The organism is Lyngbya sp. CCAP 1446/10 (assembly GCF_026130175.1).
Taxonomy (GTDB): domain Bacteria; phylum Cyanobacteriota; class Cyanobacteriia; order Cyanobacteriales; family Microcoleaceae; genus Microcoleus.
In genome coordinates, this window is sequence record NZ_JAIGNI010000031.1 from 62,359 (window position 1) to 76,125 (window position 13,767).

The following is a 13,767-nucleotide window of genomic DNA, read 5'->3' on the forward strand; positions in this document are numbered from 1 at the left end:
TACATACCCTTACTGTTAGTGATCGCAATTTCGATTTAACTGTGGGTTCCTGTCGCTAATGCCATCCAAAAAAGTACGATCAAAGTTAGAGTCATCACACCTACCAGATGATCGAATTGCTCAGGTACACGCGGCAGAGCGATCGCTAACCGTTTAATAATTAAAACATAAATCAGCCACCCTATCGCGATCGTGATAAGTGCTTTGATGATGCTTTCAATGGTATAAGCATCTAAGTATACTACATTTGCGATAATTAGCCCGCTAATTAAGAGGATGACGGCAGGCCACAAACCGGACTTGACTTCCTGTTTTTCTCCGCGCGGGATAAAGATGAATTTGGCGAAGGCTATGGCTGTGCCTGCGGCGGCGATATTCATAGGGATTACCTGCCAAGGTGCTACACTTGTTAATGTCAACACTTTAGACCCAAATCCTGCCAACAAAGGAAAGCCGGAAATCGATAGACTGGCGATAACTAGGGCAATCCAAAGGTTTGGATCAATCGGTTTAGATTGTAGTTCTTTGAAGTTTCTACTTGGTAATGAACCTGCAATTAAAAATAGATTGGATTTCACTAAACCGTGAGTCAGCGCATAAAATCCACCGACTTCTGGTGCTGCTAAAATAAAGCCTAACTGGCCAATTGTGCTGAAGGCTAACATCCGTTTGGTGTCTTTTTCAAAGACGGCATAAAATCCCCCCATCAAGGCTGTTGCTACGCCAAATATTTTGACGATATTACCAATATCGTCGGAAATTAAAGCACAGCGCAAGAGAGGTAAAATACTGGCTTTGATGACAATTCCTGAGAGTAAAGCAGATACTGGGGTTTCTGATTCTGAGTGAGTTAGCGGCAGCCACAATCCCGATACAAAAATCCCCCCTTTGAGCAATAATCCCAGAAAAATCAGGGCTAAGGCTTCTGGTGGCGCACCTTTTAAGCCGTCAAACAAAAAGGAATTATGTTTTTGATAGACTAGCACTGCGCCTACTAGATAAAATAGCATGGCGGTGTTGCTGATAAATAGATAGCGCAAGGCTACCCATAAAGAGCGATCGGTGCGAGGATAGGCAATTAACAGAAAAGCTGCTATTCCGCTGACTTCTAGGGCGACATATAAACTGACAAAATCTACACAGATAAAGGTAGCATTTATACTACCATGCAGAATAATCATCTGGGAGTAAAAAAAGGCTGATTTACCACTGTCCCAACAGTAAAAAATCACGGCAGCAGTTACTATGGCATTTGTCAATATAAAGTATGCGCCTAAATGATCTGCGACTACTTGAACGCCGAAATTATCTAGTAACTGTAGTTTAACCGGTGACTTTTCGAGAAATAGTTGTAGCGCATAGCCGGCCGAAACAAAGGTGACTGCTAAGGCGAGATATTTGTCAAGCTTGGGGAGTAAATAAATGACGAATCCGATAAAAAATGGTATGGTCAGCCAAGCGATCGTAATAATATTCATGGATGGGTTTACGGCGTGTTATTTTTCTCGATCTCGCTGGTTTCCAATGTGGGGTTATCTCGTGCTAGCTTCATCACACCCACCAGCATCAGGGCTTGAATCGAAAAGCCGATGACGATCGCAGTTAAGATGATCCCCTGGGGAACGGGATCGGCGAAAGCTCTATTTTTGACTTCTCCCATAATTGGCGTGAACAAGCCATTTAGGGATGCAATCACGACATAATAGGCAATTACACCGGTGCTCATCACGTCCATAGAGACGATCTTCATCACCAGGTTCTTTTTAAGGATGATACCAAAAAAACCGCACAATATTGTGGCAAATACGAAGGCTTCTAACACGGAAATTTTTGTTGCTTAAGGTTTGGTGACAATCATACATTATTTAGGTGCTATTAATAAAGTAGAGCGAGTCGATCGATTTTAGGTTGGAGATTTTATCTTTGAGATTAACTCGGCAATTAATGCGATCGCGGTTGGGAATCTCTCCTATGGTGGCATTGGTTGTGGGAATTGGTGTTAAATGGGAGTACAGAGTGTAACTGGGGCGATCGCGCGTGCAGGACGATCGGGCGATCGCACCCAGATACCACAGAATGGGAGTACAATGAATGATATTTCTTTTAATAGTGATGCGCCGACTGGAGACAATAACCCCCGCGTGTATTGGCGAGAGTGTGTTTCTTGAGTGTATGATGTCCATTTGCTTATGACTCAATATACCCTGCCTCCGCAAGTGTTATTCTGAATACACCACTCGTGACTGCCGTGAAGATAGGGATGGGCTATCAGCCAGCCTCGGAACAGGCAAGATGCCCGTTCCACAAAAAAATGATTTTTCTTATTTATTTATTATGGGTATAATTCTCGCCCGCCCACCAATTATTTGCCAAATATTATGCTCTTTTTACGCTTACCTACTTATCCAAATTACTGCTAAAATAAAGTACGAGTCCTTGCCACTCAAACGCAGATCATGACCGCACAAACCCCAGTACAATTCCAAGACAGCTTCGACATCATCGTAGTAGGTGCTGGACACTCAGGCTGCGAAGCCGCCCTCGCCACATCTCGCCTCGGATGCCGCACTCTTCTCCTCACCCTCAACCTCGACAAAATCGCGTGGCAACCATGCAACCCAGCCGTCGGCGGCCCCGCTAAAACTCAACTCACCAACGAAGTCGATGCCCTGGGCGGAGAAATCGGCAAAATGGCCGATCGCACTTATCTACAAAAGCGCGTCCTCAACGCTTCCAGAGGCCCCGCAGTCTGGGCGCTGAGAGCACAGACAGACAAGCGAGAATACGCCGCTGTCATGAACAATATTGTCGAAAATCAAGAGAATTTGACCATCCGCGAAGCGATGGTAACAGACTTAGTATTGGGCAAAAACGAAGAAATTATCGGCGTTGAAACATACTTCGGCGTTGCCTTTGAATGCAAAGCCGTAATTCTCACCACTGGCACATTTCTCGGCGGCACAATTTGGGTTGGCAATAAGTCGATGCCCGCCGGACGCGCCGGAGAATTTGCCGCAGTCGGCTTGACAGAAACTCTCAACCGTTTAGGCTTTGAAACCGGACGTTTGAAAACAGGAACTCCGGCAAGAGTTGACAAACGTACCCTCGATTACACCAACCTGGAACCGCAGCCTGGAGATGCAGAAGTTGGTTGGTTTAGTTTCGATCCTGAAGTTTGGGTGGAACGCGAACAAATGCCATGTTATTTGACTCGAACTACGCCCGCAACTCACCAGTTAATTAGAGACAACTTGCACCTTTCTCCGGTTTACGGTGGCTGGGTTGATGCGAAAGGGCCACGCTACTGTCCGAGTATTGAAGATAAGATTGTGCGCTTTGCAGATAAGGAAAGTCACCAGATTTTTATTGAACCGGAAGGTAGGGATATTCCTGAACTTTATATCCAAGGATTTTCCACTGGCTTACCGGAAAGTTTGCAACTGGAAATGCTGCGGACTCTTCCCGGTTTGGAAAAGTGCGAGATGATGCGCCCTGCTTATGCTGTGGAGTACGATTATTTGCCGGCAACTCAGTGCTTTCCGACGCTGATGACTAAGAAGATCGAAGGGCTGTTTTGCGCGGGTCAGGTGAACGGTACGACGGGATATGAGGAGGCGGCGGCACAGGGGATTGTCGCAGGGATTAATGCAGCTAGGTTTGCGAAAAATCAGGAAATGATTGTGTTTCCTCGCGAGCAAAGTTATATCGGTACTTTGATTGATGATTTGTGTACGAAGGATTTGCGGGAACCTTACCGGATGCTGACTTCGCGATCGGAATATCGGTTATTATTGCGATCGGACAATGCCGACCAACGCTTGACTCCGCTGGGACGGGAAATTGGCTTGATAGATAACCGCCGCTGGGAGTTATTCGATCGCAAAAAAGCTAATATTGTCGCGGAAAAATCCCGTTTGTACTCGACTCGCGTCAAAGAGCACGAAGAAGTTGGAAAGCAAATTTTTGCCGACACCCAACAAGTGATTAAAGGTTCAATTACTCTCGCTGATTTGCTGCGCCGTCCCGGTTTTCATTATGTCGATTTGGAACGATACAATTTAGGTGATTCCAGTCTACAATTAGCCGAGAAAAATGGTGTAGAAATTGACCTCAAATATTCCGGTTATTTGCAAAGACAGCAAAATCAAATTGATGACATTGCGAAACACGAACGCCGCCAATTGCCTGGGGATTTGGATTATATGGCAATTACAACTCTCTCGAAGGAGTCACGGGAAAAGTTGACTAAAATTAGGCCGCTGACTATTGGCCAAGCGGCGAGGATTGGTGGGGTGAATCCGGCTGATGTTAATGCTTTGTTGATTTATCTGGAAGTGCGGAACCGTAAGCAGCCTGCTGCTGTGGGAAAGTAGGGTGAATGGCTGAAAATGTCTGAAAGGGCGATCGACTCCAACGAAGTCTCCCCGTTTGCTACCAAAAATAATGGTTGTCGGTGAATCGAACTTTTTGAGTTAAAAAAAAAGGTAGCGTTCGAGTTGCGGCAAATCTTGTAAATTGATTGTTTTTTGGCGCACCGCATCGGCATTAATGCGGTTGATCAAATGGGGCGCGGACAAATATGTATCGAGTTAATGTACGACGCGAGTCCCTAACTTGCCTTCAGGGTTCATACGCCTCACTGCGATTAGCTATCGCCACAACAAATACCTGCACTATTTCATCGTCGATCGAGTAAATGACTCTGTAGTCTCCAATTCGGTAGCGATAGTACGCTGCAAAATCTCCTTTGAGGGCTTTAATGTTAGGGTGTAACAGGGGAGTTTGTTCTAACTGCTCCAAACATCTGGCAATTTTCTTCGCTAGGGCTTTGTCAGCATTGACATAAACCTTTTGAGCATCAGGATGGAGAAGAACTTCATACATCGGAGCGCAGAGTTCTCCAGTTTGCGTAATCAGTTTTAGGGGTTGCTTGATTTTGCTTAACTCGCTCTAGCAATCCAGAAATTGCCAAAAGTTCTTGAGTTGCAGCTTCGCTTTCAGCATTTGCTAAGTAAGCGGCAAAATCAGTAAGTACCTGTAATCGTTCCGGTGATAGTTGCTTGAGTAAGTCGTTAAGCTGGCGGTGTAACTCTGTCACAGATATCAAGTCTGCTGAAGATTTATCATTCATTTGGGAATTATCCGTGCTTTATTTCTAATTTTACCGCAGAGGATTTTTGTTTGTCAATCCCACTGGCGATCGCTATTTCAATCAATTAAATTTTTATATATTACAATATTACGTCAGTATTATATTAATTGTTTTCATAAAGAACATAACGAATAACGGCCCCTTCATACTCAATTTTTACAGCAGATTGCCAGAGCATTTCTTCTGACCAGAAAGGTTTATGATAGTAAACAGTCTCTAATGAAAGGCAGGACAAATTCTCTGCCAGGATTGCTTCGGGCGATAAAGGTTCGTCGTATGATATATCGTTAGAAATATCTCTCGACCAAGGAGGGGGAGGCTCACCTGTAATGTATTGATAGTCCTGATTGGTGAATTGTGTTTCTCTCCATTTAACTGCTAGATCGGCGAACAAATCTGTTGCGCCGATAAACTCACCTCGCTCGGTAAAAATTTCGATAAAGCTAGTATTATTTTCCCAACCATCATCACACAAGCCTGCAACGAACAAAAAAAATGTGTCTTGTCCAGCGATCGGAATCTTTACCAGACATAATTCACTAAGCGTCCACTGGGAATACCAGAAGTGACGCTCAACAGCATCAGAAACAGCTTGAGGAATATTCTGCTGCGTTCTCTGGATTTCTACACAATCAAAACCTGCACTAACAAACTTTGCCAACAATTGAAGACTGGCAATTTTTTGATGGATCGGGCAAACGTCAGGGCATTTATTATCAACTACTGTCTCGTATAAAGTCACTCCAGGGTTCGCTTTCCAAAACTGCTCGTAAAACTGCCTGACGGCAAACTTTCTTTCATCTAAATCCATAACCATGACTATTTTTACTTTGCGATCGAAAAACAGGCGCGGCGAAAAGCCGGCGGGAATTGGGGAATGGGTGTACGTGCGATCGCGTTGAGCGACTGCAATGGGCCCAGCGGAATTACGATCCGGTACAGCGCCCTATTATTCCATGATAGTTCATACACATATTTAATCTAAACTGGAACAAAAAGTGTTGACTGAGAGAGTTTTGCTTGAAGAGCCTGAAGTATTTGTTCTAGCTTAACCCTTGCTTCAAGTTGAAGTCGGTATTACCACAAGTAAGCTTAAATCACCATCAGCGCTACACTAAGTTAGGTAAACGACCTGATATACTCATGACTATTTTTACTCTGCGATCGATCAAAAAAGACTTCGGCATCAAAGAACTCTTGACAAATGCCAGTTTCAGCCTCGACGAAGGCGATAAAGTCGGACTCATCGGCACCAACGGTTCCGGGAAATCCACCCTGCTGAAAATGATTGCCGGTATGGAGTCGATCGATGCGGGCGATCGCTGGGTCAATCCAGGGTCTACAATTGTCTATCTCCCGCAACAGCCCGATTTAGACGAAAATCACACGGTTTTAGAGCAAGTATTTGCCGACAGCGGCGAACAAATGGCATTGGTGCGGGAATATGAGGAAATTTCCGATCAACTGTCCCACGGAAAAGGCGATACCGACAAGTTGATGGCGCGTCTGTCTGCGGTGTCTGAACGCATTGATGAGGTGGATGCGTGGGATTTGGAAACCAAGGCGAAATTAATTTTGACTAAGTTGGGAATTGAGGATTTTGATGCGAAAATTGGCGACTTGTCCGGCGGCTACCGCAAGCGCATTGCTTTAGCAACGGCTTTACTTTCCGAACCTGACGTATTGTTGATGGATGAACCGACAAACCACTTGGATGCGCTGTCTGTGGAGTGGTTGCAGAACTATTTGAACGGCTATCGCGGTGCACTGCTGCTGATTACGCACGATCGCTATTTTCTCGATCGCGTCACCAATCGCATTCTGGAGATCGATCGCGGCGATCTATACAATTATGCTGGCAATTACGCTTATTACTTGGAGAAAAAAGCGCTATCTGAAGAATCCGCTAGCAGCACTCAGCGCAAACACGCGGGAGTATTGCGGCGCGAGTTGGAATGGCTCAAAAAAGGCCCGAAAGCCCGCAGTACCAAGCAAAAAGCTCGGATCGATCGCATTAAGGATATGCGCGCCCAGGAATTCAAAACATCCAACGGTAAAGTCGAAATTGCCACAGCGGGCCGCCGGATTGGTAAGAAGGTGATTGAATTGTTGAATATTCGTAAAGCCTATGACGATCGCACTTTAATCAAAGATTTTACCTACAATTTCACTCCCGAAGACCGGATTGGAATTATTGGCTGCAACGGCGCGGGAAAATCGACGCTGATGGATATCATCACCGGGCGCATTCAACCGGATTCCGGTACTGTCGAAATTGGGACAACCATTCATATCGGTTATTTTGACCAGCATTCAGAGGATTTGACGCCGAATGAAGACCAGCGAGTTATTGAATACTTGAAAAGTGTAGCGGAATTGGTGCAAACGGCGGACGGGGAAATCATTACTGCTTCTCAAATGTTGGAGAAGTTTTTGTTTCCGCCGATTCAACAGTATGCACCGATTAACAAACTTTCCGGCGGGGAAAAGCGCCGGTTATTTCTGTTAAAGGTGCTGATGAGTGCGCCCAACGTGCTGATTCTGGACGAACCTACAAACGACCTAGACGTACAGACTCTGGCGGTTTTGGAGGATTATCTCGAAGACTTTAACGGCTGCGTAATTGTAGTATCGCACGATCGCTATTTTCTCGATCGGACGATCGACATGGTTTTCGCCTTAGAACCGGGTGGCAATTTGCGCTTGTATCCCGGCAATTACTCGGTATATTTAGACCACAAAAAAGCCGAAGAAGCCAAGGAACTCAAAGGACAAAAAGACAAAGAAAAGCTTGCACGCACCCCTGAATCTAACAATTCACAAGCCAAAGCTTCTACCACAAAATCAACCAAAGTTTCGTTTAACGATCAGCGGGAATACCAGCAGTTAGAGGCTCAAATTCCGAAACTGGAAGCTGAGAAACAAGAAGTTGAGAAGATTTTGTCAAACAATGCTCCGAGCGGGTTTGCGGAGGTGAAGAAGTTATCGGATCGTTTAGCTAAATTGACCCAGGATATCGATCGCGCGACTGAGCGGTGGTTAGAATTGGCCGAACGGGTGGGGTAATTTTGGGGGGTGTTCGAGTATTGTGTTTAGCTCCTGCTCACATTGACAGGAGCTAGAGGAATTATGACTGAAAAAATCCCATGCTGAAACGAATATATATTGACAATTTTCGCTGTTTGGTAAATTTTGAACTAGATTTTGATGCAATTAATCTATTTCTGGGATCTAACGGCTCAGGTAAATCAACAGTTTTTGAAGTGTTGCAGAAAATCCAAGCATTTGTCAGCGGCGACAGTAAGGTAGAAGGAATTTTCAAACCAGCGGACTTCACCCGCTGGCAAACTTTACAAGCTCAGCGTTTCGAGCTAGAAATTCTCGGTAATGGTGGCTGCTACACATATCAATTAGGAATTGATCACAATCGAGATAAATGTCGTGTTGGGTACGAGCGCCTGTTCTTTGATAACCAGCCTTTACTAAAATTTGAATTAGGCGAAGTTCAACTTTATCGAGATAATTATTCAGAGGGGCCGCAATACCCGTTTGATTGGTCGCAATCTCTACTCGCTTCATTAATGCCAAGAAATGACAACACAAAGTTAACTTGGTTTAGAGAAAGGATGGCGCGATTTATCATTGTGCAAATGGTTCCGAGTTTGATGGTTGATGAAAGTAATCAAGAACAAAAGCGTTTGACTCCTAAAATGGAAAATTTTGTTTCTTGGTATCGCTACCTGTCTGAAGATCAAGGTAAAATTGCTGAAATTGGGAATATTTTAAGAGAGGTTTTGGATGGATTCACGAATTTTAAGTTTGAGCGATTCAGCGAAGATAATTTGGTGTTAAAACTGCGGTTTTCAGGAGAAACAGATAACAGTAAGCCAATTGAATATCGTCTCGGAGAATTGTCGGACGGACAAAAAACATTAGTTGCTTTATACGCGCTGATTTACGGTACAAAATCTGAAGACTATACCTTGTGGATTGATGAGCCGGAAAACTTTTTAGCATTGCCAGAAATTCAACCCTGGCTGATTGAGCTTTATGACCTTTGTAGCGAAGGAAAACTTCAAGCATTACTAATTTCTCATCATCCTGAGTTAATCAACTACCTTTTAGCTTCACCGATTGGCTATTGGTTTGAGCGTCAAAGTAATGCTCCGGTTCGAGTCAGACGAATTAGCAGTGAAGTGGCTGATGATTCTGGACTACCGATTGCTGAACTGATTGCGCGGGGATGGTTGAATGAGCCAGCGTAGAGTTCAGATTGTGATTCTTTGTGAGGATAGATAGCAGGAGGTTTTTGCGCGTTATTTCCTCAAAAAACGAGGTTTTACAGGTGTATTTCGGGCTAATATTTGTCCGAAAGGTAGCCAATCTGGAGAACAGTATGTACGCACTCACTATCCTGCGGAAGTGAAAGCTTATCGCCAGAATAAAAACCGGGTGTCGATTGGATTAGTTGTTTTGATTGATGCAGATACTGGTATACTGGAAGCAAGGCTTAATGAATTAGCTGGTATGCTTGAGGAAGATGAGCAGGAAAAAAGGCGATTGGATGAAGCGATCGCGATTTTCGTTCCCAAGCGCAATATTGAGACTTGGATACATTATTTGCAGGGAGAATCTGTGAATGAGGAGGCTGGTTATGCAAAGTTTGAGCAAAATGAGGCTGTTTGCAAAACATCTGTTGAGGATTTAGCCGATCGATGTTATTCTCAGAGCTTACCAGAAGATGCGCCGCGATCGCTTCAGGCAGCTTGTGGGGAATTACAGCGGTTGCTACCACTTTTGGAGTCATGAGTTATGAAAAAATCTGGAGCTTGTTATTACTCTCAAGCAAACTGACCAACAAGCTTAAGACTGGTAAAAGTCTAAAATCCTTGTCTAAGCTGCAATGCGAGCGGAAACAGCGGCAAAAAAACCGCTTTTTTTGCGAGAGCCTCAAGTAAAGTTGTATGTCAAAAACTGCGAATTCCCGCTGGGTGAGGTTGACAAAAGCAGTAGAATATGCAGTAAAAGTCAGCATAAGCAAGTAAGACTGGCAGCAGAAAAGACGGGTCAAAAGGCGCAAAACAGGCAAAACAAAAGTCGATCGCACAAAGTAAGTTGACCGAAGACTAAAAATATTGTAATCAGTGAGCTACAATTAACCTGTTCTGTGCCAAGAATTGGTCAACATCAAAAGTATCCTGTAGAAGTCTGAACTTGAGAATCTCAGGGTGGTCGAGGAGCGGGAGTAAACAGAAAACTATGCCTCAAAAAGTAATCGCCAAACAAATGTCTTTGGAATCATCGTCAGAGCCGATCGCCGTGGTGGCAAGAGTCGAAACCGTGCCAGCCGAAACAGTGGCAGTAGAGTCCTACGCCGATCGGTTGATGGACGAACTGTTTGAAGGAGTCGATCGAGCATTCGACGGCAGCGCCGGACTGCCACCCGATCCAGTGGCGCCAGAGTTCGTGGCGCTCAAATCTATATCAGTACCTCAAATAGTTTTGTCGCAGTTGACGCCAGAGCCGACGCGAGATGGTAAAAAAGACGTAGCAGCGATCGCCCGCCAAGTCGCGCTAGAAACAACTAAAAAACAGCAGTCCAAACAATCATTCGATAAAATCCTGCTCGGAGCAGCATTTGGGTCGCTACTGCTAGTCATGGGATTGTGGCTGGCAAGCAGGTCTGGACTGGTGCGCTTGCCCGCAGCCGTTGCCCCACAGACGCCGGCAGCAAGTAGCAAAACCGCACCAGATACCCAGTTTGTCGAATACGTGCAGCGCTCCCTAGTAGCGATCGAACAAAAAAAAGCACCCCAGGCTAACTCCCAACTTGCCACAGTTCCCGGAGCCGCAACCCCAGGGACACTGCCGAGCATTTCAATTTCCGGCGCGCCACCGCCAACAGCAGGTCTTTCGACAGCAGTCAACCGCATCGCGAATGCCCTAGAACAGGTCGCCGCCCAGCCGGGAGCACCTGCACCCCAAGTCGTAGTCATCCCTCCCCCCGCTCAGGTGACTGTGGCTCCGGGGGCTCCTGTTCAGGTGACTGTGGCTCCGGCAGCTTCTCAAACCGCAGCAGGTTCGACTTCGCCGGCGGCCCCAGCCTCCGGTCGTGCGATCGCCACCGCTGGCAATCGCACTCCCCTCGCGGCTTCTCCTTCCTCCTCGGAGTCTGTGCAGCCGAAGATTTTGGCTCGCGAAACGGAATCAGCACCAGCGCCGGCAGCAGGACAATCCGCGCCAGCGCCCCAGCAATCCGTAGCGGCTGTGAACAGCGCTCCGATTTCCGCGCAGACGCTGGTGGGGATTTTGGAGTTGGGCGATCGATCGGCTGCTTTGTTTGAAATAGACGGTGTAGCCCGCAGAATCTATGTCGGCGAAAGTATCGGTGCTAGTGGTTGGACGCTGGCAGAAATCAAAAATCAAGAAGCAGTTATCCGAAAGGGTGGAGATGTGCGATCGGTTTTTGTCGGCCAAAAGTTCTAATCAGTCATTGGTCATTGCATTGGTCATTGGTCATTGGTCAGTAGTCATCAGTCATCAGTCATCAGTTAGGATTTTAGTAATCGGTAATTGGTAATTGCCAGCGATCGGGCTGTACCTCACGAGCGGTGACAACAGTTATAATATAGCAACCGCGCCCGACGTTTTAAATTGCTGAAACGCTTGCTCTTATTGCTCCTTCCTTCTATCCGTTTGCATCCCGTACAGGGAGACGGAAGCCGAACTTGCGAATGCTATAACTAACAACTAATGACGGATGACCGATTGCCAGTAACTGAGAACCAATGACTCACAACTAATGACCAATGACTAATAACTAATGACTGAGGAATTATAAAAAATGGGCTTATTTGACGATTTCAGCCGCTTACTAGAAACCAGATTAGAAGAATTTTTGCGCAGCAACCCTCATCTGGAGTTGCAAGCAATAGAAGAACAACTCAAGGAACAAGAAGAAGACACGCTGCGGCTGATTCTGGAGATTCAAAAACAAGAGAAAACACTGCAAGCTGAAATTCTATCCGCCGCCCAAGAAATTCAGCGCTGGAACGATCGCGCGAACAAAGCTAAAGCAGCTCAAAGGCTCGACTTAGCTCAAGCAGCCCAAGAACGACAAGCAACTTTGCTACGTCAGGGAAATCAGCGCTGGGGACAAATGCAAGGCTGCAAAGAACGGATTGAAAAAGCTAAAGAATTGTACCGCCAAATTCAATTGCGCCGAAAAGAAGTCCGCGCCAAAGCAGCGGAAGCCGCAGCAACTCGAACCACGGCGAAAACAGAACCGAATTGGGATACAAAGGGTTGGAATCAGACTTCTAATTATAGCAGTTTTAATGCGGCAGACCCTCTCGAACAAAAGTTTCAACACTGGGAAGCAGACGAAGAACTCGATCGCATGAAGCGCAATATCAACCGATAGTTTTTAGTCAATCTAAAATCTCTCTTATCTTCCTCTGTGTCCTCTGCGCCCTCTGCGGTTCAATCACTCATTCCTAAATCAAATAACAGAAATCCATGACTGCTCAAAACTCCCCCGTTTCCCCCATCACCTGGCTCGAAGACCGAGTTCTGCTAATTGACCAAAACCGACTGCCGAAAGAATACGGTGTAGTCGAAATTAGCCGCTCTCAAGATATGGCTGAGGCCATTAAAACTATGATAGTCCGAGGTGCTCCGGCGATCGGCGTAGCGGCAGCTTACGGGATGTATTTGGGGGCGAGGGAAATCGAAACGGGCGATCGCACCGAATTTCTAGCTAAACTAGAACAAGTTGGTGAATTATTGCGATCGACTCGTCCCACAGCCGTTAATTTGTTTTGGGCAATATCGCGAATGCTCAAAACAGCCGAGAAAACTAGCGGTTCCGTCGAACAAATACAAAAAACTTTGTTAGAAATGGCCAAAACCATTCAAGCCGAAGACTTGCAAACTTGCAAAGATATCGGCGACAAAGGCTTAGAAGTTCTGCCCGCCACACCCGAAAAATTGAACTTACTAACTCACTGCAACGCCGGTGCCTTAGCCACAGCAGGCTACGGAACAGCATTAGGTGTATTTCGTTCTGCTTGGCGAGAAGGCAGACTCGGTAGAGTATTTGCAGACGAAACTCGCCCCCGTCTCCAAGGTGCAAAACTCACAACTTGGGAATGCGTGCAAGAAGGAATTCCAGTCACATTAATCGCCGACAACATGGCCGCTCACTGCATGAAACTCGGCATGATTCACGCAGTAGTTGTCGGTGCAGATAGAATCGCTGCTAACGGCGACGCAGCCAATAAAATTGGCACTTACAGTTTAGCAATTGTTGCCAAAGCTCACAATGTCCCGTTTTTTGTTGCCGCGCCTCTATCAACAATTGATTTTGAACTTTCAGACGGCAGCCAAATCCCCATTGAAGAACGTGATGCTGTGGAAATGTATCAAGTGGGAACTACGCGAATTTGTCCAGAGGGTGTAGAATTTTACAATCCCGCTTTTGACGTAACTCCGGCGGCGTTAATATCGGGAATTATCACCGAACACGGCACGGTTGCTCCTGGAGAGTTGAAACAGTTTCAAGCAAAACAATTAGTTTAATTGTATGTTACTCACCCGATCAATTCACGAGTTAT

13 protein-coding genes are annotated in these 13,767 nt (G+C 45.8%); 7 read left to right on the forward strand and 6 right to left on the reverse strand.

The window, feature by feature from the left end; translation table 11 throughout:
- Positions 1-35 precede the first annotated feature (35 nt).
- From K4039_RS14685 to K4039_RS14695, 3 genes are read right to left on the reverse strand one after another with little or no spacing between them, the layout of a single operon-like run.
- Positions 36-1,478, reverse strand: a complete 1,443-nt coding sequence (locus K4039_RS14685) for a cation:proton antiporter (RefSeq protein WP_265235984.1) — start codon at positions 1,476-1,478, stop codon at positions 36-38.
- Between the two features lie 8 nt (positions 1,479-1,486).
- A complete protein-coding gene (locus tag K4039_RS14690) occupies positions 1,487-1,822 on the reverse strand; it encodes an NADH-quinone oxidoreductase subunit K (protein ID WP_265235986.1) in 336 nt (111 codons plus the stop codon).
- A 43-nt stretch (positions 1,823-1,865) separates the two neighbouring features.
- A complete protein-coding gene (locus tag K4039_RS14695; protein WP_265235987.1) occupies positions 1,866-2,183 on the reverse strand; it encodes a hypothetical protein in 318 nt (105 codons plus the stop codon).
- A 273-nt stretch (positions 2,184-2,456) separates the two neighbouring features.
- On the opposite strand from K4039_RS14695, the gene mnmG reads away from it, so the two are divergent.
- Complete coding sequence (gene mnmG / locus K4039_RS14700; protein WP_265235989.1) at positions 2,457-4,373, forward strand: tRNA uridine-5-carboxymethylaminomethyl(34) synthesis enzyme MnmG; 1,917 nt, start codon at positions 2,457-2,459, stop codon at positions 4,371-4,373.
- A gap of 247 nt (positions 4,374-4,620) precedes the next feature.
- On the opposite strand, the gene K4039_RS14705 is transcribed toward mnmG, so the two are convergent.
- The 3 genes from K4039_RS14705 to K4039_RS14715 all read right to left on the reverse strand — a co-directional run bounded on the left by K4039_RS14705 (position 4,621) and on the right by K4039_RS14715 (position 5,963).
- Positions 4,621-4,884, reverse strand: a complete 264-nt coding sequence (locus K4039_RS14705) for a type II toxin-antitoxin system RelE/ParE family toxin (RefSeq protein WP_265235991.1) — start codon at positions 4,882-4,884, stop codon at positions 4,621-4,623.
- Positions 4,877-5,131: a hypothetical protein gene (locus K4039_RS14710; RefSeq protein ID WP_265235993.1), complete on the reverse strand. Its 255-nt coding sequence runs from the start codon at positions 5,129-5,131 to the stop codon at positions 4,877-4,879. Before K4039_RS14710 ends, K4039_RS14705 begins: the two co-directional genes overlap by 8 nt.
- 124 nt (positions 5,132-5,255) lie before the next feature.
- Positions 5,256-5,963, reverse strand: a complete 708-nt coding sequence (locus K4039_RS14715) for a hypothetical protein (RefSeq protein ID WP_265235994.1) — start codon at positions 5,961-5,963, stop codon at positions 5,256-5,258.
- 332 nt (positions 5,964-6,295) lie between these two features.
- Between K4039_RS14715 and K4039_RS14720 the strand changes: the two genes are divergently transcribed.
- The 6 genes from K4039_RS14720 (at position 6,296) to mtnA (ending at position 13,732) form a co-directional block, all read left to right on the forward strand.
- Positions 6,296-8,218 carry an ABC-F family ATP-binding cassette domain-containing protein gene (locus K4039_RS14720; protein WP_265235996.1) on the forward strand — a complete coding sequence of 641 codons (1,923 nt, stop codon included), beginning with the start codon at positions 6,296-6,298 and terminating at the stop codon, positions 8,216-8,218.
- An 80-nt stretch (positions 8,219-8,298) separates the two neighbouring features.
- Positions 8,299-9,417 carry an AAA family ATPase gene (locus tag K4039_RS14725; protein WP_265235998.1) on the forward strand — a complete coding sequence of 373 codons (1,119 nt, stop codon included), beginning with the start codon at positions 8,299-8,301 and terminating at the stop codon, positions 9,415-9,417.
- A gap of 187 nt (positions 9,418-9,604) precedes the next feature.
- The gene (locus tag K4039_RS14730; RefSeq protein WP_265236000.1) at positions 9,605-9,961 is read left to right on the forward strand and encodes a hypothetical protein; all 357 of its coding nucleotides are present in this window, start codon (positions 9,605-9,607) and stop codon (positions 9,959-9,961) included.
- Between the two features lie 450 nt (positions 9,962-10,411).
- Entirely contained in the window at positions 10,412-11,638 is a 1,227-nt protein-coding gene (locus K4039_RS14735; RefSeq protein ID WP_265236002.1) for a hypothetical protein, read from the forward strand.
- Between the two features lie 358 nt (positions 11,639-11,996).
- Positions 11,997-12,575 (forward strand): TIGR04376 family protein, encoded by a 579-nt coding sequence (locus tag K4039_RS14740; protein ID WP_265236004.1) that lies wholly within the window; start codon positions 11,997-11,999, stop codon positions 12,573-12,575.
- Positions 12,576-12,670: 95 nt separating this feature from the next.
- Complete coding sequence (gene mtnA / locus K4039_RS14745) at positions 12,671-13,732, forward strand: S-methyl-5-thioribose-1-phosphate isomerase (RefSeq protein WP_265236006.1); 1,062 nt, start codon at positions 12,671-12,673, stop codon at positions 13,730-13,732.
- Positions 13,733-13,767 lie beyond the last annotated feature (35 nt).